The organism is Pseudomonas sp. ICMP 460 (assembly GCF_002723595.1).
Taxonomy (GTDB): Bacteria; Pseudomonadota; Gammaproteobacteria; order Pseudomonadales; family Pseudomonadaceae; genus Aquipseudomonas; species Aquipseudomonas kitaguniensis.
The window spans coordinates 88,028-107,494 of sequence record NZ_LKBR01000024.1; the positions used below are offsets into that span (position 1 = coordinate 88,028).

Sequence of the window (19,467 nt, forward strand, 5' to 3'; positions counted from 1 at the left end):
CATTCAACTTTCCCCAGCGCGTGTCGGCTGGGCCCGTCTTGCAAAAAACCTGCGCGCTGCGAGCGATGCGGTAAACGTCGACATCACTGCGATCAGCGCATTGCCGGTCAACATGCCCGGCATCGCCCCGCTGCTGCCGAACAGGTGCGTGGCGCCATACACGAACGGCAGCGTGCCGACGGTTGCGCGCAGCCAGGCGAAGGCCGCCACCAGCCAAGCGCGCCGCATGGTCACGAACACCGCAATCGCTACGAAGTCCAGGCCGATGATCACCCACAGGCCGGCGCCAATCCGGCAGAACGCGAGGAACAGCTCACGCCCCTCGCCTTGCAGGCCGTAGAAGTCGGCAATCATAGCGCATGATGCAAGCAGCACCGCCCAGATCACCATGCCGTAAGCCACCACCAGGCGCCGCGTGAAGGTAATCGCGGCGTTGACCCGCTGGTCCAGCCGGGCACCGATATTCTGGCCAAGCACCGGCGCCAATGCACTCGGCAGGGCAAAAAAAGCGCAGAAGCAAAACTGCATCACGCGGTCCAGCACGGCCATCGCCGCCAGCGCCGATGTGCCGTACACCGACACGCTCGACACCAGGTACGCCAAGCCCACCGGCGTGGCCAGATTCGCCACCATCGCGGGCAGCGCCACACGAAAGATCCGTCGCCCGTGCACGCGCAGGCGTTTCAGGCTGACCGATGCCGCCATGCCGATATGCCGTCGCACCCAGCACAGCCCCAGCCCCGCCGACACCAGCGCCGAGAGCGCGTACGCGATACCGGCGCCGTCCAGCCCCAGGCCCAACCCGAAAATAAGCAACGGGTCTGCGACTGCCAACGTAGCCGCGCCGGACAGCACCAACCACAGCGCGCGCTGGCTGTGGCCGGCGGCCCTGAGCATTTGCGCGGCCATCTGCATGGCCGACTGCAACACGCTGAACGGCAAGGTCAGCCAGATAAAGCGGCGTGCCGCGTCGTACACCTCGGCCTGTGCGCCCAGCCAATGGGTAATCGGCGCCAGCAGCGCGAGTTGCACGGCGGCGCACAGCGCACACACGAGCACCACCCACAGCATCAGGCTGGCCGTGAGTTGTGACTGGGCTTTGCTGGCGCGATGCCCAATACGCTCGGACAGCACCGAAGCCGCCGCGATAATCAGCCCGTTGGCCAGCGCGCCATTCAGAAAAATCAACACCTTGGCGATGCCGACAGCAGCCAGCAACTGCGGTGCGTGCAGCATCGAAACGTAGACCAGGGTGAGGATGTCGACCAGGAACACCGCGAACAGGCTCAAGGCGCTGGTACTCGCCATCACCACCACGTGGCGCGAAACACTGCCTTCGGTAAACCGCGCGCGACTGCTTGCCATTGTTGTCCCCATAGACAGCCGTATGTTGCTCGGATAAAGGTGGCAAGGCATATCGGGCGGCAATTCTAACCAAGCGCAACGCATTGGTCAGCGTTTGATGTTCACGCTGACGGTTTGCAAAAAAATCAGCCATTGTCAGCCTGTTTGTTTAGGCCTATCTTGTACAAAACCTATACAAGACAACCAATCATGTACAAGAAAGAGCAATGGCCGCTGACGCTTTACTTTGACGGTGAATGCCCTCTCTGCGCGCGCGAAGTGCAGTTGTTGCGCCGACGCGCCCTGGACACGCGCCTGGTGTTGGTCGACATCAGCCACGAAGCATTCGACGCGAGGGCATTCGGCTTCACGCTTGAGCAGATGCAGGACTCACTGCACGCGCGGTTCGCCGATGGGCACTGGGTAACCGGCCTGGACGCGACCTTGTGGAGCTGGCGCGCAGCCGGTTTGGGGCGGTGGGCCGCGCCCCTCGCCTGGCGACCGATCAGGCCGTTGCTGACCCTCGTTTATCGGCTGTTCTGCCGCGTACGCCCGCATTTGAACTGGCTGCCTCACCCGGATGGCAGCCGCCGTTGTCGCGATGATGCCTGCGCAGTGCCGCAGCCAAAAAGTGCGCCGGGGCAGCCGACCAACGTGAACACCAAACCACCTTAGAACGCCCGGCGCCGATACCCAATCAAACCAAACGTAACCGGCGCGCGCCCACTGACAAGGGTGGGGCGTCAGATCAAGTGCAGCATGCTTTCGAGGAACCCACGTGAACCCATCATTAGCCGAGCATTACCGTGAAATTCTAGTCGGCGTCGGCGAGAACCCCGAGCGCGAAGGGCTGCTGGACACGCCCAAACGTGCAGCCAAAGCCATGCAGTACCTGTGCAACGGCTACACGATGAACCTTGAAGAGGTGATCAATGGGGCGCTGTTCGAATCGTCAAACGATGAAATGGTCATCGTGCGCGACATAGAACTGTATTCATTGTGCGAACACCACCTGCTGCCCTTCATCGGCAAAGCGCACGTGGCGTATATTCCCACCGGCAAAGTAGTGGGCTTGTCGAAGGTTGCGCGCATTGTCGACATGTTCGCGCGGCGCTTGCAGATACAGGAAAACCTGACCCGGCAAATCGCCGATGCCCTGCAGCACATCACCGGGGCCGCAGGCGTGGCGGTGGTGATTGAAGCCAAGCACATGTGCATGATGATGCGCGGCGTGCAAAAGCAAAACTCAGCGATGATCACCTCGGTGATGCTGGGCGCGTTCCGCGATTCAGCGACCACGCGACACGAATTTTTGCAGCTGATTGAACGGCGCCCTTAACCGGGCGGCACCTGCTGTTTTGCATCACTGACGCGCCGGAGAAACCCGATGAGCGAGACCTTCACGATGAACTCCCTTGGCGATGGCTACCGTGCGTTGGTGATCGGCGCAAGCGGCGCACTCGGTTCGGCGTTTTGCGAGCTGCTCAAGCAGGACCCACAGTGCGTGGGTGTGCGTGAATTGGGCCGGCAAACCGTGCCTGAGTTGGACCTTGCAAACCCCGAGAGCATCGCCAAAGCGGCTGCAGCACTCGCCGGCGAGGCGCCTTACGGGTTGATCGTGCACGCCGCAGGCTTGCTGCACCGTGGTGCAATCAAGCCGGAAAAAACCTACGCTTCGATTGACGAAGAAGCGCTGAAGGCGGTGTTTCAGGTCAATACGTTCGGCCCGGCGCAGGTGTTGCGTCAGTTTCTGCCACTGCTCGCCCCCGCAGGCGCCATGGCGATGCTCTCGGCCAAGGTGGGCAGTATCGGCGATAACCGATTGGGCGGCTGGTACGCCTACCGCGCCTCGAAGGCGGCGCTGAACATGCTGATTAAAACCGCCGCCATCGAACTCCAACGCACACGCCCACAGAGCCGCTTGCTGAGCCTGCACCCTGGCACGGTTATTTCGGACCTGTCCAAGCCGTTCAGCGGTGCGGCCGCTGCCAGGCCCGCGAGTGTGGCGGCGCGTGAGCTGCTGAGTTTGATTGACCGCCTGGAGCCCGCCGACACTGGCAATTTTTTTGCCTATGACGGCGAGCGCCTGCCCTGGTAAACCACACCTGCCAACGCGGCAGCGCCACGGTCACGCCCTAAGCACCTTTGAAAAAGGCCACCTTCTGCGCCAACCGATCAGCCAACTGAGCCAGCTCATGGCTCGCGGTTGCGACCTCTTTGGAGCCAGTTGCCGACTTCACGGTTGAGCCGTGAATGCGCGTTATGTTGTGCGCAACGTCTTCAGCCACGGCTTTTTGCTGGATAGCCGCACTGGCGATTTGCGCGTTCATGTGGTTGATCGCGCCGACCTCCTGGCTGATCTTGGACAACGCGCCTTGCGCCTTGCGTGTTTGCGCCACGGTGCTGCTGGCCAGCTCGCAACTGTCACGCATGGTTTGTGCAGCCGTTTCGGTGCCACTTTGCAGCGTGCTGATCATGTCGCGAATTTCCTGTGTTGACTGCTGCGTACGGTTGGCCAGCGAGCGGACTTCATCGGCCACCACCGCAAACCCTCTGCCGTGTTCACCGGCACGCGCGGCTTCAATGGCGGCGTTCAACGCCAGCAGGTTGGTTTGCGACGCGATTGAGTTGATCACCTCGATCACCGACTCAATCCGCTCACTGTGCGCAGACACCTGCTCCACCGTGCTGGTGGTGTCGACCAGGGTGCTGGCGAGTTGTTCGATGGCCTGTGTGGTCTCTTCGACCAGGCGGTTACCGACCTCAACTTCAGCGTCAGCCAGGCGCGTGGCGTCCGCTGCTTGCGAGGCATAGCCTGCGACCTCAGTCACCGTTGCGGCCATTTGCGTGATGGCCGCTGCCACCTGCTCGGCCTCGTGGGTTTGCAGGCTGATGTGGTCATTGTTGGTCGATGACACGCCGAGCATCTTCGACGACGACTGGCTGACCTCATGGGCCGCAGCCCGCACCTCAGTGATGGTGTCCGCCAAGCGGCTGAGCGCGGTTTTCAACACGCCCATCACACTGTTCGGGTAAGCGGTCACAATGCTCTGGTGCAGGTCGCCCGCCGCCAGGCGCTGGATAGCCTGGGCGACGTCGGTCGGCTCGGCGCCCAAGGTTGATTTGACGAAGCGAATGATCGACACCGCCAAAATAATGCTCAACAGCAGCGCGATGCCGGTCGCCAGCAGCATCAACCCGCGAAACTGGCTGGCGGTGGTTTGCACCTCACCGAGCTGCGCCTTGATCGACGCCTCTTCATAGTCGATCAGTGCGTTGACACGCTTCAACCACTCGCTGTAGTCGCCGGACGTTTGTCGCAGCAACATCGCCTGCGCACCCGCAATATCACCGGCGCGGCGCAGCGTAATCACCGCCTGCGTGGACGCCAGCGTCTGCTTTTCAATCTCTTTGATGGCGCGCAGCATCTGCTGTTCTTCAGGCGTCACGCCAGCTTTTGTGAACAACTGGTCCAAAGGCACTGCCGAATCGGCGTAGGCCCGCTCCAGGCTGGTGACTTCATTCAGGTGCACGTCCAATTGCGCGTCAGTGTTAACCAGCACCGCATCACGAATGGCGATGGCGCGGTTGTGAACACTGCCGCGAAAGTTGATCGCGTAGCGTTGCACCTTCGCTGCGTTGTCGCTGACATTTTCCAGGGTGTTGTCGATAAACCCAACCCGTTGAATACCCACAGCAGTGATCAGGATGAGTAACGAGACGATAGCGGCAAAGCCAAGACCGATACGCGAGGCCAGGGAGACTGATTTTTTCATGAGGTGCGCTCGCAGATGAACCGTTAAGGGCTGGGCCGTGAGATATCACTAAGCCATCAGCTGATTTAAAATCTACGTCAGGGCAGCGCGCGCGACTAATTAAGATAGATAGCCGAGGCCATAGCTCAGCACTATGGGCTCAGAACTGTGAGCTCAGCACTATGGGCTCAGAACTGTGAGCTCAGAACTATGAGCTCAGCACTAAGAGCTGCCCTTTCAAAATCAACCTGCCGCCCGAACCTGAAACGTATGCTTAACCGACGCCGCGTTGGGCACCCAGACTGGGGCTGGCCATCTCTAACGCCTTGACCACATTGCGCAGATTGATCAACGTCATCCAACGGTTCTGATCACCTTTGCCGATGCTGACCAGGCTGCGCACGCGGTCATTCACCGAGCCGCTGCCGTTGATGCTGCGCTCCCAACCAGCCGGATGCTCAGAGGCCGGGTGAGTAAAGGTTTCTATCGAGTCGGTACGGTTGACCACCAGCCCAAAGCTGTTGAACTCGCCTTTGACCAGCAACACCCGTTCCAGGGCAATGTCGGCAGGCGTGGTGCCTTCGACCAAACTGCTCAGGCACACCAACGGAATCTGCTCGCCACGCAAATTGAAGCTGCCTAACAGGTGGGTTTCAACTTGCGCAAAACGCACAAAATGCTCCGGCATATCCAGAATTTCCAAAACCTGATCAAGCGGCACCACGAACTGTTGCGCCGCCTGGAACACCAGGCAGGTCTGGTTCATCTGCCCTGTGCGCGATACCGCCGCGCCCTGCCCCGGAGGGCTGGTTTGGTAGATCTTGGCGAAACTGAGCGTCTCGGGCCGTTCCAGTAATGCGCGATGCTCAAGCAACAATGCCTGCTCGCCGTTCTCCACGCCGACCACACCGGCAAACAGCGCCGGTTCGCGTAAGCCGTAAGTGGGCAACGGCAGGATTTCGCTGGCGCGCTTGCGCACAATCGCAATCATCCGGTCATACATAAGGCCGATGCGATAGCCTTCGCGCGAGGTCAATACCAGCAGTTGGTCCTGAGGGCCGGCCGCCGACGAGCGATCAATGCCGAGTACCCGGTTGAGGCTTAACGCAGGTACATCAACACCACGCCGATTGGCGACGCCCAGGCAGTAATCGCCGCCCAATTTGCTGGGCAGCATGTCTGGCTGGTCGACCAGTTCGGTGATGGCTTTGGCGTCGACGGCGAAGCGTTTTGCATCGCACTCAAACACCAGCAAGTGGTGCAACTCATGCGACTGATCCTGCACGCGTGCCACGCGGTCATTATCGGCAGACCGCGCGGTCAGCACCTGCGGCAAGCAGGCCAGCGCCGCCAGGTCGAGCAGGTAAATCATCCGCTCACCGTCGAGCAACGCGAGTTCCGGCAGCAGCGCCACCGACGTGCCCTCCCCGCCAAGCCGGCAGCGGTCGCGCGCCTCTATCTTCATCACATCGCTGACCCCGCTGACAGCAATGCCCAGGCGTTGGCCTTGATGATTGACGATGGCGACCATGTGGGTTGGCTCGCACTGCTCGGGCGCATAATCACCCAGCAGTGAGCGCAGTTCGATCAGTGGCAGCGCCTTGCCGCGCAGGCTGAACATCCCAAGCAACGCAGCGTTTTGCAGCGGATGCGGCTGCAACCGGGTGGGCCAATTGATGACCTGCTCGAGTGCCTGCGCGTCCACCGCAATTTCCAACCCGGCGAGCTTGAGTACTCCAAACGCCCGGGAGTCACTCATGGCCTGTCAACCTCGCCCGCCGTGTTCAGGCCTTTGCCCAACCCGGTGGCTAACTTGATGCGGTTGAGTTCGCCGATCAGTTCAGACACTTGCTCAGCCAAATGCTGTTGCTCGTGAGTTGCCGCACCGATGGTGGCCATCGCCCCATTGGTGCGCTCGACGCCGGCCACAATGCGCTCGAACGCGCTGCCGGCACTGCGCGAAATCTCGCTGCCGGAATTGATACGGCGCACTGTTTCCTGAATCAACTTGTTGATTTGCGTGGTGGCTTGCGAAGACTTTTCAGCGAGTTTGCGCACCTCATCGGCGACCACCGAGAAGCCTAGCCCATGCTCACCCGCACGCGCCGCCTCGATGGCTGCGTTGAACGCCAGCATGTTGGTCTGAGCTGCGATCGTGCTGATCACCGCGATGATCTCTTGAATGTCTTCTGCGGATTTACCGATGGTATCCATCGCCGATGACGCCTCGTTGAGCGTCTGCGAACCGCGCTGGGCTTCATCCTGGGTGATGCGTGCCTGATCGTTGGCATCACCGGTGGTTTTGACCACCTCGGTAATCGCCGCCATCAGGCGCGTGACCGATTCGTCCATGGCCCGCGTCTTGGCTTCGATGGCTTCCTCAAGCTCAACCTGAGCGGTGATGTCGGTGGCAAACTTGACCACCTTGTACGGTTGCCCCGCGGCATCGAATACCGGGTTGTAGGTCGCCTGAATCCAAATATTCTGACCGTACTTACTGAGGCGCTTGAAGCGCCCATTGAAGAATTTGCCGCCGCTCAGCGCACTCCAGAACTCACGATAAGCGGTGGTCTTGACGTATTCAGACTCGCAAAAAAGAGCGTGGTGCTGGTTTTTCAATTCTTCCAGGCGGTAACCCAACAGCCCCAGAAAGTTTTCGTTGGCCGAGAGAATGTTGCCGCTCAGGTCGAACTCGATCACGCCTTGCGCACGGTTGATGGCGTTGACCTTGCCTTCGTGCTCCATGGTGCGCAGTTTGGTGTCGGTGACATCGGTGGCGAACTTCACAATCTTGTAGGTATTACCCTGGGCATCAAGAATCGGGTTGTAGGACGCTTGAATCCACACATCGCGGCCGTCCTTGTGCAGACGCTTGTACTCGTTGGAGTCGTATTCGCCCTTGGCGAGCTTCTCCCAAAACTCGCGGTAAGCGTGCGAGCTTGCGTGTTCGGGGTCACAAAACATCCGGTGGTGTTGGCCGACGACCTCTTCAAGGGTGTACCCCATCGCCGCCAAAAACTTGTTATTGGCGCTCAGCACATAGCCGTCAGGCGTGAACTCGATCAACGCCTGCGAACGCTCGATCGCGGCGATCTTGCTTTCCCACTCAGCGTTGCGGTTACGCACTTCGGTCACATCACTGGCGAATTTGACGATTTTGATCGGTTTGCCGTTGTTGTCCATGACCGGGTTATACGTCGCTTGCAACCATACTTGCCGCCCGTCCTTGGCTTGGCGCTGGTACTGCCCGGCGTCAAATTTGCCGGTGCCCAGCTTCTCCCAGAACATCAGGTATTCCTTGCTGGTCGCGTAGTCCGGCATGCAAAAAAGGCGATGATGACGGCCGCGAATTTCGTCGAGCTCGTAACCCATGCACTCAAGAAAATTTTGATTGGCATACAGGACATTGCCCTGCAAATCGAATTCGATGACCGCTTGGGAACGGTCGATGGCGCTCAGCAGGGAGTTCAGGTCAGCGCCGGCTTGGGCCAGGTCGGCAGCAGGGTTAAGTCGGTCGTTCATGGGTAGATCCGCAAGGTAGATTAAGTGGGCGGGACTCCTTCCCTGAAAGTGATGGCGTCGTCCAAGGCCAGGTCTTGGGCGAACTCAACGCCCCCCGGCTAACCGAAGCGCGCAATTAGCGTTTCAGCTTAAGCATCGGCGGGTGATGCTATGAACTTTAGGAAAACCTGTACAATTTTTTATTTATGTACAGGAAAGGAACTTTTTGACGATGAGGGATGGCGCTTTGCCGCTATACGAAAGGCTCGATACGCTCGTAGCCTGACGGCACACGCCGGGCGGGCAGGCACCGGCGATTTGCACGCCTCAGGCTATCCGGGGAATAGAAAAAATAACATCATAGTAGTGGCCCTGTCTGATACCGTGTAATGAGAACCACACCACTGCGAGAACTATCATGGGCGAAGGCGCTCCCATTCCGGCGAATGAAGCTGAACGACTAAAACAGGTCGAAAAATACTGTCACGTTGACGCCGGCGATGATGAAGTCTTCGACAAAATCGTCCAGATGGCCTCTGCTTACTACGGCACCCCCATCGCTTTGATCTCCATCGTTGATCGACACCAGCAATGGTTCCGCGCGCGCGTGGGCATTAAAGAAACCCAGACGCCCAGAGCCGTTTCGTTTTGCGCCTACTCGACGTTGGATAACACCAAACTGGAAGTATTGGACGCGACACGTGACCCGCGCTTTAAAAACAACCCGCTGGTGACCGGCCCGCCGTATATTCGTTATTACGCGGGCGCGCCACTGATTACCGAAGAAGGTTTTACGCTGGGCAGCCTGTGCATCATTGACACGGTTGCGCGCCCGGCCATGACTGCGCGTGACATGGCGATGCTCAACAGCTTCGCCGAACTGGTGATGATGCGCATCCGTGGTGTGCGCTCCCGAACCTTCGTGGATCAACCCACAGGGCTGTTTAATCGGCTGCGGCTTGAGGAAGACATACGTCAAACCCTACAGATTAATGACGTATGCCAGATCTATGCGGTTGACGTTATAACCCCCAAGCTGCTCAACGACATCGTGAAAGCGCTGGGTTACAGTTTCGCGGAAGAGCTGATTTTGGCGATAAAATCTCGCTTGCAAACGCTCTTACCCAGCCAGTGCGTGTTGTATAAAATCAGCTCAACGCGGTTTGGTTTTATTCTTAAGGATAATCAGACCGCCCGGCATATCTGCGACAGTATTCTGAGCAACTTCAAACAGCCAGTCGAATGCCACGGCATCCCTATTCCGCTGCAAGTGGGTATTGGTGTTCTACCGGTTCTAACCTCGCAAGACCCGCAGCAAGATTGGGTACGCCTGGTGGTCAGCGCGGCGGATGAAGCCCGCGATCGTCAGTTGGGCTGGTCGCTGTATGAGCCGCAGTTCGATGCCGCGCAACAACGCGCCTTGATGTTGTTGAGTTCATTGCCGGAGGCGGTCAGTTCGGACAAACAGTTCAGCCTCGTGTATCAGCCAAAAATCAACCTGCCCTCAGGCAGTTGTCAGTCGGTAGAGGCGTTAATACGCTGGACTCACCCGTTACTTGGCAATATCAGCCCTGCTGAATTCATACCGCTGGCTGAAAAAACCGCCTTGATACCTTCTGTTGGCTTGTGGGTGCTCAATGCAACAGTCCAACAAGCGATCGCCTGGAAAGCCCGCGGCCTGCGCCTGCGCATCGCCATGAATATTGCCGTCAGCGACCTGGAAAGTACCGAATTCGTCGACACGCTGCTTAATCAAATCGACACGCACGGCCTCGATCCGGCAAGCTTTGAACTTGAGTTCACTGAACGCATGCTCATGACCAACCCTGACGAGATCATCCGCCAACTCAAGCGTGTTCGCGAGGTTGGCGTAGAAGTGGCCGTGGATGACTTCGGCACCGGCTACAGCAACTGGGCCTATTTGAAAGAGCTCCCCGCCAACACCGTCAAACTTGACCAATCGCTGATCAGTGGTCTGGGCACTAACACCAATGACAAGCAACTGGTTAAAACCCTGATTGGGCTGGCAAAGGGGCTGGGCTACCAAGTGGTTGCCGAGGGCGTAGAAAGTCAGAAAATTCTTAACCTGTTGACGCAGTGGGGCTGCTCAGAGGCGCAGGGTTACTTGATAGCCAAACCGATGAGTGCCGCGGCGTTGGAAGCGTGGATAGAACAGGGAAGTTACGGCGGGCAGGTCAAGTAGGGCCGGCCCGGCGTAACGGCTAGGTTGATGCGCGTACTCGCGCAGTTGTTAAGGTTTTGCTGAAGCTAGGTAAACGAATCAATATCCAGCGTGTACGGCGCGCCAGGCATGAAGGCTCCGGTAATAGCGGCTATCGCCCGCTCATTTTCTTCGGCCGACGGAGGGGCCATTGCCAGTTGTTCTTCGCTGCTGTTCTGTGGGTGCGCGTTCCAGCGAGGCAAGTCGTTCTCTATCAGTTCGCGGGTGCCGGCGAACACACCATACACGTGGGCTTCGGTGACTCGCTCACGCCGTAAGGAACACAGGCGCGTGCGTGTTGCCAGTATGTTGTCTGCTTCCTTCTGAAGCGCATCGATAATCCCGGCGCTACCACTTCTGTAGCGTTCAGGCCTTGCAGCATGCCGCATCTCAAGGTCGAGTATTTGCCGCTTGGCATTCTTCAATGACTCATCCACTTGGTAGAACTCATCGTCAGTCACCAGCGAACGATTGGACAGGTGCGCTTGCTGCCAGCGACGCAGGCTGGCCCAGCAGTTTGGAATGTAGCTATGCACCATTTTGTGGTCGGCATTATCAATCACTTGCCGCAGGAATGAACCGCGATCCGGCAAGCCGTCTATAGCCTTTAATGCGACAGCGCAGCCGTGGTCATTGATGGTGCTGCAACCCGGCTTCCACAGCAGCGAGGACTTGAGGCGGGCGCTAAAGTAGACCGGCATGAAGTGCCGCAGCGTACCGTGGTGAGTGAAGGGTTCACCGGTCATATTGATCATGCCCAGTGCAAACCACGACAAACCCAGCGCCGTGTTCACTACCGTCACGACGCCTTGCCCGGCGTACTGGCGCTGGGTGGACGTGTTCATCCAGGTCGATGGAACGCTGGGGACCGGATCGTTTTGATTGACGATGCGGTGGTGAGTCAGGGGCTTGGCTGCTTCTACGAAGGTGCTGTCACCGGCGCGTGGGGCGCCGTAGGTGTAGAGCACGATGTCCGCTGCATAGCGTTTATCACGTCGCAGCATTTCAGACACTATCAGCGCAATTGCACCGCCCAGACTGTGCCCGGTAATGACCAGTTTTTGTCCGCTGTAAAACTTGTCCAGATAACGCGCCACAAAACGGTAGGCTACTTGGGCTGCACCGTAAAATCCGTTATGCACCTTGCCCGCCCCTTGCTCAAAGGGCACTTGATTGGCGTCCATGTCGCGCAGGGCATCATCCACACTGGCGGTGCCGCGTATCGAGATCAGAATCAGCGCGTCGTGGTGAGTGATGAAGGCTTGAGTGTCAGTACCTTCGTCATCTTTGCTGTCATCAAGACAGTGGATGTTTGCCGGGTTTTCCTGTTTTTCACCCAAGTTGGGGTTATTCACTTCCCAGTACAGTTCGGGATCAAAGGGTACGACCTCCAGCCGCTTGGAGTACGGTACTTCCTCATATAAAGGGTAATAGGTTTTCCCGCCAGCCTGCGCCGCATCCACCTGCCAAAGCTCTTCAAACTTTGCGAGCGCGTCAGCGAACCAATTACCGATACTCGGCTGCAATGGAAAACTCACGGTGTCGGTTTCTACCGGATGAGCGCTGGGGTGTTGCGCAAAGTCGCTGTAACTCAGTGTCGACATCAGCGCCAGTTGGTAGAGGTTAAGCGCACAAAAATCATTGCTCGGCGAAAGCATGGGCCTCAAGGCGCGCAATGGGCGAACCTCCAGCACAGTGTGCCGGTCCGGCATGAGGGCAACGCCTCTTGGCGGGCGTGAAGACAGCGTAAACCCTGGCCCTGACATGGCCAAATCGTACTGCGTGGCACCAGTGCTACTGCCGCCCTGTTTGAACTTGAAGTTTCTTACCTCGGATTCCTGCCTGAACAACGAAAATACATAAGGATTGGGTGGAAACTGACGTTCCACTATGGGTGGCAGGTGCGCCCAGTGGTCAACCAGTTCACGCACTTCAACCTGGTAAAAGGTATTCGCGTTGCTCTGGGCCGGATTGGTATGTGTGCGGGCGCCAGATTTATTGAGAAAACGGGTTTTCTCGGCGCGTACTTGGAGTTCAGTGATGGGCAATGGGTAGTGCTTACGTTCTTTTAAACGCACATAGGTCTTTTCCAGTCCTTCGTAGGGCTGATTAAGTTTCAACGCCACAGGGCCACTATAGTGGTTAGCAACTACGCCGGCGCCGTTGGCATCCAGTTTGCCGCTGTAAACCACATCCTCGTAGTCCGTCACCACATAAGCTAAACCGGCATAGGGTTTGCCATCGCCGAGTTCATCCACTAATTGGAAACTGGTCGAGTGCCCGCGTACTGGGCAGGCATGAATACGGCCGCTGAAGAACGCTTTGTCACTGTCTTCCAGGCGCATAAGACTCATGGGGTCACCTCTTTGTTTTCGTTACAGCCTGGATAAATAGTGCAACGGCGGCCATCGGGCATTTTGAAGGTGCTGAAATCAGTGTGATTACCAAAGCAAAAAGCGTCCTGATCTTCAAAACTGTCGCCCATGCAACGCTTCCAGCCTCCAGGTACATGGACCCAGGTATCACCCATGTAAGGTTCTTCTTCATCAGCCAGCTTGATATTTAGTTTCACGGTTTTACCCGGTAGCTGATCGAGGGTGTACGCAGCAGACGGACGACCTTTGGTGACATTGCCTTGGGCGTCGGTACTTTTGCAGTAGAGAATTTTAGTTATGTAACGCTTGGGACCAATCGTGCGGAAAAACCACTGACACTGTCCGGAAAACTGGCTTTCGCCAGCAGCGTTGAAGGAGCCTTTGTCGCGAGGATCAAGATGATTCCTTACGGCGATAAACCCGGAGTCACCGCCGGATTCTCCGATGTCTTTCCCGTAGGCCGCGTTGATCTCAAGCTCTATGCTGCGAATAACCAACTCACAGCCCTTGCGGGTGCGGCGTATTTCAATCTGCGAATCAGGCTTGTATTCACGCCACCATTCGCGGTTGAACTGCTTTCTCAAGTTGTCACGCCTGCCGAGGTCGCAGGACTGGCCGGGAACGGGCACGTAGCTCACGGAGGCGACATAGGCAAAACCCGGAGGCAAGTCGGCGGTGAACGTGAAAGTGTTGGACTGTTCGCTGGCAGAGCAGCCCACGCTCAGGGCCAGGCAACTGCCCAGGACTAAATGGCAAATGACGCGCTTCATAAAGGCCCATCCCCCTGCCAATACAGCGCTTCCTGATAAACCCGGTCAACATGCGCCTGCGGTGTTTCGTTGGGCCGGGGAAGCCAGGTCTTGGGCGCGGTGTAGTCCGGCGCGAGTACGCTATGCGTGAGCAAAAAGTGAAGGGTGGGAGGTTCCTGCCAGCCCCATGTATGCGCCAAGTTGAGCTGGCCGCGCAGCCAGCTATCGATGTCTTGCTGCTGGGCCAGGTCGAGCAGACGGCCGATGTGTTTGCGGGCCAGGTAACGCCGCGCATTGTCGAACTGCAGGCTCTTGACGATAGCTTCGGGCGTAGGGGTATGGCACCAGGCGGGGTCTGCCGGCAGCGGATGAATACCGGGGTTTGGGTTATCGGTGACCGCCCACTGCCCGGTCTGCCAGTAACACACGCTGGTGATGAGGCCCAGGTAGTCCGAGCGCTGCTCGGGTTGTAAACAGGCCAGTGCGCGCCCCAGCACTCGGTTGTCGTGAAAGCGATAAAGCGCCTGGTTCGGCCGCTGCCCCGTCACTAAGCGGTTTTGCCAATGGGTGGTTAACGCATCAAGGTCAGCGCTTGCCGCACTGGCAAGCCAGCCCCAGTGACGCTCAGGTGTTTCGAGGAGTGCCTGAAGGGCCGGATGGTCTGTCGCACCCAAGAGAAAGAGGTAAGGTGCGATGTTCGCCAATGACTCGGCAGGTGTGCCGATGTACAGATTGCGGTACTGGTCGATGCCACGTTCGCAAGCCAACGCAGTGCGTTCTTCAAGCTGGCCTTGAGTGTCGAGTACCAGATAGAGGTGGCGCCCCTGCTGGCGCTGCTCCTGCAACCATTGCTCAAGCACACTCATGCGGACTCTCCAATGTTGCACAGGCCAGCAACACAGGCCTCGCAGAGCGGGCAGTGGTCCGCCGCTTGCTGTTTAACGGCAGCCAGAATGGACGGCGGGTTAGCGATAAACGCTTGTGGTGCGCTGGCAAACGCCTGTGCGGCTTGAAGCGCAGGAACGCCTGCCACCGGCGCGCCGCCCTGAACAATAGGCACGCTGCTGAAAATGCCGCCCGTGGTGATGAGCAGGTGTTGCCCGCCGGCGCTGAGCGTCAGGCTCACGCCTGCGTTTATCACCACGTTGGCAGCGGTGAGATGCGCTTGTGTGCCGGCCTGAATCACCAGCGTACCGCCTGCCATTGTGCTGCTGTTGCCGGTAACGCTGAGCCGTTCATTACCACCGATAGCGGTGTTACGCAGACCTTGGGTGGTGTGCAGTTCATCGCCCTGGATCACGCTGGAGCTGTTGCTGCCCACCTGTTCAAAGCGGTCATTACCGACCTTGATGTCGCTGTCGTTGAGGATCACTTGTTCGATGTCGCGTTGAGCACGCAGGTAGATTTTTTCCTGCCCTGCCCGGTCTTCAATCGACAGTTCGTTGTAACCACCACTGCGCGGCGAACTATGGCTGCGCAGCACGCTTTTGGTTTTGTTCGCCGGTAACGGGTATGCCACCGGCATGACCTTGTTGGGCACACAACCGGTGATCAGCGGATGGTCGGGATCGCCTTCCAAATAGGTCACCACCACTTCCATACCCACGCGCGGAATGGTCACGGCGCCGAAGCTGTCGCCCGCCCAACTCGACGAAACCCGCAGCCAGCAACTGCTCTTGTCGCTGCCTAATTCGGCGCGGTCCCAATGGAACTCGACCTTGACCCTGCCGTACTCATCGCAGAAGATTTCTTCCCCCGCGGGTCCGGTGACACGGGCGGTCTGGCTGACCATCGGCGATTTGCGCGTGACCAAGGGTGGCCGGTACACCGCATCCCACGGAATCGCAGTGAAAGTATTGCGGTAACCCTGAGTGAAACCTGCTTCGGGTTTAACCTCAGTGGTCGCTGCCTCCTCCAGTGATTGAGGTTGCTTGCCTGAGTGCGTCACGCTGAGCAACAGCCACAACGCGTTGCACGACTGGCGCGGGTGTTCGGTCAGGTCAAAGAAGTGGCCACTGCGCAAGGTGGGTTGATCGCTTTGACCCTCGGCCAACTGGTAGTCGCTACGGTGTCGCTCCAGCGCCTGTTGGGCGAGCTGCTTGCCGAGCTTTTCATGCTCGATCAGCGCCGGGTAACGGTAGTCTTCGAGTGCAGGGCTAAACTCGACGGCAGCTCGGCTTTGTCGCAACAGGCTTGGGCGATTTAAATCATAGCCGCGACGCGTGACCTTGCTGGTTCGGCTGCTGAAACGCGTGGAGAACTGGCTGACAACCGGGTAATCCGCCACCAGGTCAGCGTCTTGCTGATAGGGTGTTGCCCCCAGCAAGGGGAAGCCGGCCTGATTGTCGGTGAACAGCAACTGATGGCCATTTTGGCTGTGCTGGTGGTGCCACGAAATCCCTTCCTCACTGCACAACCTGCTGATGAAATCGAAGTCACTTTCAGCGTATTGCGTGCAGTACTCTCGCTCTACAGCGCTGCGCACATGGAAGGTGTACACATCGGCCTGTATGCCGTGGCCGTTGAGCACCTGGGCAACAATCTGCGGCACCGTCATCTGTTGGAAGATGCGGTGGTTATGGCTGAACTGCAAATAGTGCAGCGCCGGCACCAACGTCAGTTGATAGCGGGTCAGACGTTTTCCGGCCTCGCCTGCGAGCACTTCTTCGATACGCCCGTGAATACCTTCGCCATTGGGGCCGAACTGCAGGAAGGCGGGTTGGCTGAGCAGGCTCTCAAGATTGAAGTCCGGCGCCTCGCTGACGAGCTCAATCTTAATCGCGTACAAGGTGCTGATCGCTTCAGTGCCGTGAAAGGCCAGTACCTTGAAATCGTTGTTAACAGACGGGATTAACAACACGAAGTGCGCAGCGTTGGCTGACGCGAACATACGCTTATCCTTAACGCTGAAAAGTCCAATAAAACGCGATGCCCAAGCCAGTCACCGGACACGCTGAATTTTCGAGGCAAGCTAACAAAGCGATAAAAAAAATGATGTAGGACGGGTCCCAAACTTAGTGCGACTCTCGAGTTTTTTAAAAAGACGACTGCGCCACGCGTGCTTCACGTAAAAAAAAACGCCTCTCAGAGAGAGGCGTTCAAGGGGGTGCTTAAGGGCTGATGAAAACCTCAGGCAAGGTCAAAACGATCCAGGTTCATCACTTTGGTCCAGGCCGCCACGAAGTCTTTCACAAAGGTCTCCTGCGCATCGGCGCTGGCATACACTTCAGCCAGTGCCCTCAACTGAGCGTGCGAGCCGAATACCAAGTCGACGCGCGAGCCTGTCCACTTGACCTCACCGGTTTTGCGGTCACGTGCCTCGAAGGTATCGTTGGCGCCCGAGACAGCTTTCCACTCGACAGCCATGTCCAACAGGTGCTTGAAGAAGTCATTGCTGAGGGTTTGCGCGCGATGGGTGAACACACCCAGCTTGCTCTGCCCGACATTGGTATCCAGAACCCGCAGGCCGCCCAACAGCACGGTCATCTCGGGTGCGGTCAGGGTCAGCAATTGCGCCTTGTCGACCAGCAACGATTCAGCCGACACGCGGTAATTGCCCTTCTGGTAGTTACGGAAGCCATCGGCGATCGGCTCAAGGAAACCGAACGACTCAACATCCGTCTGCTCCTGGGACGCATCTGCTCGGCCCGCGGTAAACGGCACAGTGACCTGCTGACCGGCATTTTTAGCCGCCAGCTCCACACCCGCGTTACCCGCCAGCACGATCAGGTCGGCCAGTGAAATCTTTTTACCGCCAGACTGCGCCGCGTTGAACTCGCGCTGTATGCCTTCCAGCGTCTGCAGAACACTTGCCAGTTGCTGCGGCTGGTTGACTGCCCAGTCTTTCTGCGGGGCCAGACGCAGGCGGCCGCCATTGGCACCGCCGCGCTTATCCGAGCCCCGGAAGGTCGACGCTGCGGCCCACGCGGTTGAGACCAACTGCGAGACCGTAAGGCCTGAGGCAAGTACTTTGCCCTTGAGTGCGGCCACATCGTGTTCGTCGACCAACGGATGATCAACCGCCGGAATCGGGTCCTGCCACAGCAGTTCTTCAGCCGGCAGTTCCGGGCCGAGGTAACGCGCAAGCGGGCCCATGTCGCGGTGAGTCAGCTTGAACCAGGCACGGGCGAACGCGTCGGCCAGTTGCTCGGGGTTGGCCAGAAAACGTCGGGAGATCTGTTCATACGCAGGGTCAAAGCGCAGTGCCAGGTCGGATGTGAGCATGCTTGGCGCGTGCCGCTTGGCCGCGTCGTGGGCATCTGGAATCTGGCCAGCGCCGGCACCGTTTTTCGGTATCCACTGATGTGCGCCGGCCGGGCTCTTGGTCAGTTCCCATTCGAAACCAAACAGGTTTTCGAGGTACTCGTTGCTCCATTTGGTCGGCGTCGATGTCCAGGTCACTTCCAGGCCGCTGGTAATAGTGTCCCCGCCTTTGCCGCTGCCGAAGGCGTTTTTCCAGCCAAGCCCCTGCTCTTCAAGACCGGCGGCTTCCGGCTCCGGGCCAACGTTGTCAGCCGGCCCTGCGCCGTGAGTTTTGCCGAAGGCGTGACCGCCGGCGATCAGTGCCACGGTTTCTTCATCATTCATGGCCATGCGGCCGAAGGTTTCACGAATATCTTTCGCCGAGGCCACTGGGTCTGGAACACCTTCAGGGCCTTCGGGGTTTACGTAGATCAAGCCCATCTGCACGGCAGCCAGCGGGTTCTCCAGCGTGCGCTCGCCGTTCGCGGTGCGACTGTGTTCTTCGCCGTGGTTTTCCGGCTCGGCGACCAACGTGCCCTCACCCGGCTGCTGCATTTTCTTCTGCGCGCCGTAGCGTTCTTCACCGCCCAGCCACGTGGTCTCCGAACCCCAGTAAACGTCTTCTTCCGGTTCCCAGACATCCGGGCGGCCGCCAGAAAAGCCAAAGGTCTTGAAGCCCATGGACTCCAGCGCAACGTTACCGGTGAGTACGATCAAATCGGCCCAGGAGATCTTGCGACCGTACTTTTGTTTGACCGGCCAGATCAGGCGGCGAGCCTTGTCCAGGCTGACGTTATCCGGCCAGCTGTTGAGCGGCGCAAAGCGCTGCTGACCGGCACCCGCACCGCCACGCCCATCGGCGGTACGGTAAGTACCTGCGCTGTGCCACGCCATCCGAATGAACAACGGGCCGTAGTGACCAAAGTCCGCCGGCCACCAGTCCTGGGACTGGGTCATGACATCGCGCAGGTCCTGCTTGACGGCTTCGAAGTCGAGCGTCTTGAATTCCTTCGCGTAGTCGAAGCCTTCGCCCATCGGGTCACTGAGCGAGGAATGCTGATGCAGGATTTTCAGGTTCAGTTGCTTGGGCCACCAATCGCGATTGGTAGTGCCGCCGCCGGCAGCATGGTTGAAGGGGCACTTCGATTCAGTTGACATGCTCGATACACCTTTTCGTCATATTCATCAGGCCATCCAATCCGCAACAGCACTCGCTACATTGATGGGTAACCTTAAAAACACCACGCTCGATGTCGGCGTACTGCCCCTCAATGTTCGCC

The 19,467-nt window shown here is 58.4% G+C and carries 13 protein-coding genes and 1 pseudogene; 4 read left to right on the forward strand and 10 right to left on the reverse strand.

All coding sequences use genetic code 11. From position 1 onward, the window contains the following. Positions 1 to 3 precede the first annotated feature (3 nt). On the reverse strand, positions 4 to 1,365 hold the full coding sequence (locus AO240_RS17100) for an MATE family efflux transporter (RefSeq protein ID WP_099237669.1): 1,362 nt from the start codon (positions 1,363 to 1,365) through the stop codon (positions 4 to 6). 189 nt (positions 1,366 to 1,554) lie between these two features. Here AO240_RS17100 and AO240_RS17105 point away from each other — a divergent pair, with 189 nt between their 5' ends. The 3 genes from AO240_RS17105 (at position 1,555) to AO240_RS17115 (ending at position 3,442) form a co-directional block, all read left to right on the forward strand. Beyond that, positions 1,555 to 2,019, forward strand: a complete 465-nt coding sequence (locus AO240_RS17105) for a thiol-disulfide oxidoreductase DCC family protein (RefSeq protein ID WP_099237671.1) — start codon at positions 1,555 to 1,557, stop codon at positions 2,017 to 2,019. A gap of 103 nt (positions 2,020 to 2,122) precedes the next feature. Continuing rightward, complete coding sequence (folE, locus tag AO240_RS17110; RefSeq protein WP_058413464.1) at positions 2,123 to 2,683, forward strand: GTP cyclohydrolase I FolE; 561 nt, start codon at positions 2,123 to 2,125, stop codon at positions 2,681 to 2,683. A 48-nt stretch (positions 2,684 to 2,731) separates the two neighbouring features. Continuing rightward, entirely contained in the window at positions 2,732 to 3,442 is a 711-nt protein-coding gene (locus AO240_RS17115) for an SDR family NAD(P)-dependent oxidoreductase (RefSeq protein WP_099237673.1), read from the forward strand. Positions 3,443 to 3,479: 37 nt separating this feature from the next. Here AO240_RS17115 and AO240_RS29345 read toward each other — a convergent pair whose 3' ends face one another. From AO240_RS29345 to AO240_RS17130, 4 genes and pseudogenes are all read right to left on the reverse strand, one after another. Next, positions 3,480 to 4,538, reverse strand: coding sequence for a methyl-accepting chemotaxis protein (locus tag AO240_RS29345; protein ID WP_371918641.1), 1,059 nt, complete (start codon positions 4,536 to 4,538; stop codon positions 3,480 to 3,482). Between the two features lie 72 nt (positions 4,539 to 4,610). Beyond that, a pseudogene (locus AO240_RS29350) lies at positions 4,611 to 5,120 on the reverse strand (MCP four helix bundle domain-containing protein); the annotation flags it as partial. A gap of 253 nt (positions 5,121 to 5,373) precedes the next feature. Continuing rightward, positions 5,374 to 6,858 (reverse strand): chemotaxis protein CheW, encoded by a 1,485-nt coding sequence (locus tag AO240_RS17125; protein ID WP_099237676.1) that lies wholly within the window; start codon positions 6,856 to 6,858, stop codon positions 5,374 to 5,376. Beyond that, positions 6,855 to 8,621: a PAS domain-containing protein gene (locus AO240_RS17130; RefSeq protein WP_099237678.1), complete on the reverse strand. Its 1,767-nt coding sequence runs from the start codon at positions 8,619 to 8,621 to the stop codon at positions 6,855 to 6,857. Before AO240_RS17130 ends, AO240_RS17125 begins: the two co-directional genes overlap by 4 nt. A gap of 397 nt (positions 8,622 to 9,018) precedes the next feature. Between AO240_RS17130 and AO240_RS17135 the strand changes: the two genes are divergently transcribed. Continuing rightward, complete coding sequence (locus AO240_RS17135) at positions 9,019 to 10,803, forward strand: GGDEF domain-containing phosphodiesterase (RefSeq protein WP_099237680.1); 1,785 nt, start codon at positions 9,019 to 9,021, stop codon at positions 10,801 to 10,803. Positions 10,804 to 10,868: 65 nt separating this feature from the next. Here the strand turns inward: AO240_RS17135 and AO240_RS17140 are convergent, their stop codons facing one another. From AO240_RS17140 to katG, 5 genes are all read right to left on the reverse strand, one after another. Continuing rightward, positions 10,869 to 13,175: a lipase family protein gene (locus AO240_RS17140; RefSeq protein ID WP_099237682.1), complete on the reverse strand. Its 2,307-nt coding sequence runs from the start codon at positions 13,173 to 13,175 to the stop codon at positions 10,869 to 10,871. Then, the gene (locus AO240_RS17145; RefSeq protein WP_099237684.1) at positions 13,172 to 13,966 is read right to left on the reverse strand and encodes a hypothetical protein; all 795 of its coding nucleotides are present in this window, start codon (positions 13,964 to 13,966) and stop codon (positions 13,172 to 13,174) included. Before AO240_RS17145 ends, AO240_RS17140 begins: the two co-directional genes overlap by 4 nt. Then, positions 13,963 to 14,811, reverse strand: coding sequence for a DUF4123 domain-containing protein (locus AO240_RS17150; RefSeq protein WP_099237686.1), 849 nt, complete (start codon positions 14,809 to 14,811; stop codon positions 13,963 to 13,965). The genes AO240_RS17145 and AO240_RS17150 overlap by 4 nt, the downstream gene beginning before the upstream one ends. After that, positions 14,808 to 16,835: a type VI secretion system tip protein VgrG gene (locus AO240_RS17155; protein WP_099237688.1), complete on the reverse strand. Its 2,028-nt coding sequence runs from the start codon at positions 16,833 to 16,835 to the stop codon at positions 14,808 to 14,810. Before AO240_RS17155 ends, AO240_RS17150 begins: the two co-directional genes overlap by 4 nt. A 239-nt stretch (positions 16,836 to 17,074) precedes the next feature. Beyond that, entirely contained in the window at positions 17,075 to 19,345 is a 2,271-nt protein-coding gene (gene katG, locus AO240_RS17160; protein ID WP_099237690.1) for a catalase/peroxidase HPI, read from the reverse strand. Positions 19,346 to 19,467 lie beyond the last annotated feature (122 nt).

Bases quoted from the DNA above. Each gene is read 5' to 3' on its own strand.
- AO240_RS17100 (WP_099237669.1), bottom strand. From the start codon at position 1,365: ATGGCAAGCAGTCGCGCGCGGTTTACCGAAGGCAGTGTTTCGCGCCAC.
- AO240_RS17105 (WP_099237671.1), top strand. From the start codon at position 1,555: ATGTACAAGAAAGAGCAATGGCCGCTGACGCTTTACTTTGACGGTGAA.
- AO240_RS17115 (WP_099237673.1), top strand. From the start codon at position 2,732: ATGAGCGAGACCTTCACGATGAACTCCCTTGGCGATGGCTACCGTGCG.
- AO240_RS29345 (WP_371918641.1), bottom strand. From the start codon at position 4,538: ATGCTGCTGGCGACCGGCATCGCGCTGCTGTTGAGCATTATTTTGGCG.
- AO240_RS17125 (WP_099237676.1), bottom strand. From the start codon at position 6,858: ATGAGTGACTCCCGGGCGTTTGGAGTACTCAAGCTCGCCGGGTTGGAA.
- AO240_RS17130 (WP_099237678.1), bottom strand. From the start codon at position 8,621: ATGAACGACCGACTTAACCCTGCTGCCGACCTGGCCCAAGCCGGCGCT.
- AO240_RS17135 (WP_099237680.1), top strand. From the start codon at position 9,019: ATGGGCGAAGGCGCTCCCATTCCGGCGAATGAAGCTGAACGACTAAAA.
- AO240_RS17140 (WP_099237682.1), bottom strand. From the start codon at position 13,175: ATGAGTCTTATGCGCCTGGAAGACAGTGACAAAGCGTTCTTCAGCGGC.
- AO240_RS17145 (WP_099237684.1), bottom strand. From the start codon at position 13,966: ATGAAGCGCGTCATTTGCCATTTAGTCCTGGGCAGTTGCCTGGCCCTG.
- AO240_RS17150 (WP_099237686.1), bottom strand. From the start codon at position 14,811: ATGAGTGTGCTTGAGCAATGGTTGCAGGAGCAGCGCCAGCAGGGGCGC.
- AO240_RS17155 (WP_099237688.1), bottom strand. From the start codon at position 16,835: ATGTTCGCGTCAGCCAACGCTGCGCACTTCGTGTTGTTAATCCCGTCT.
- katG (WP_099237690.1), bottom strand. From the start codon at position 19,345: ATGTCAACTGAATCGAAGTGCCCCTTCAACCATGCTGCCGGCGGCGGC.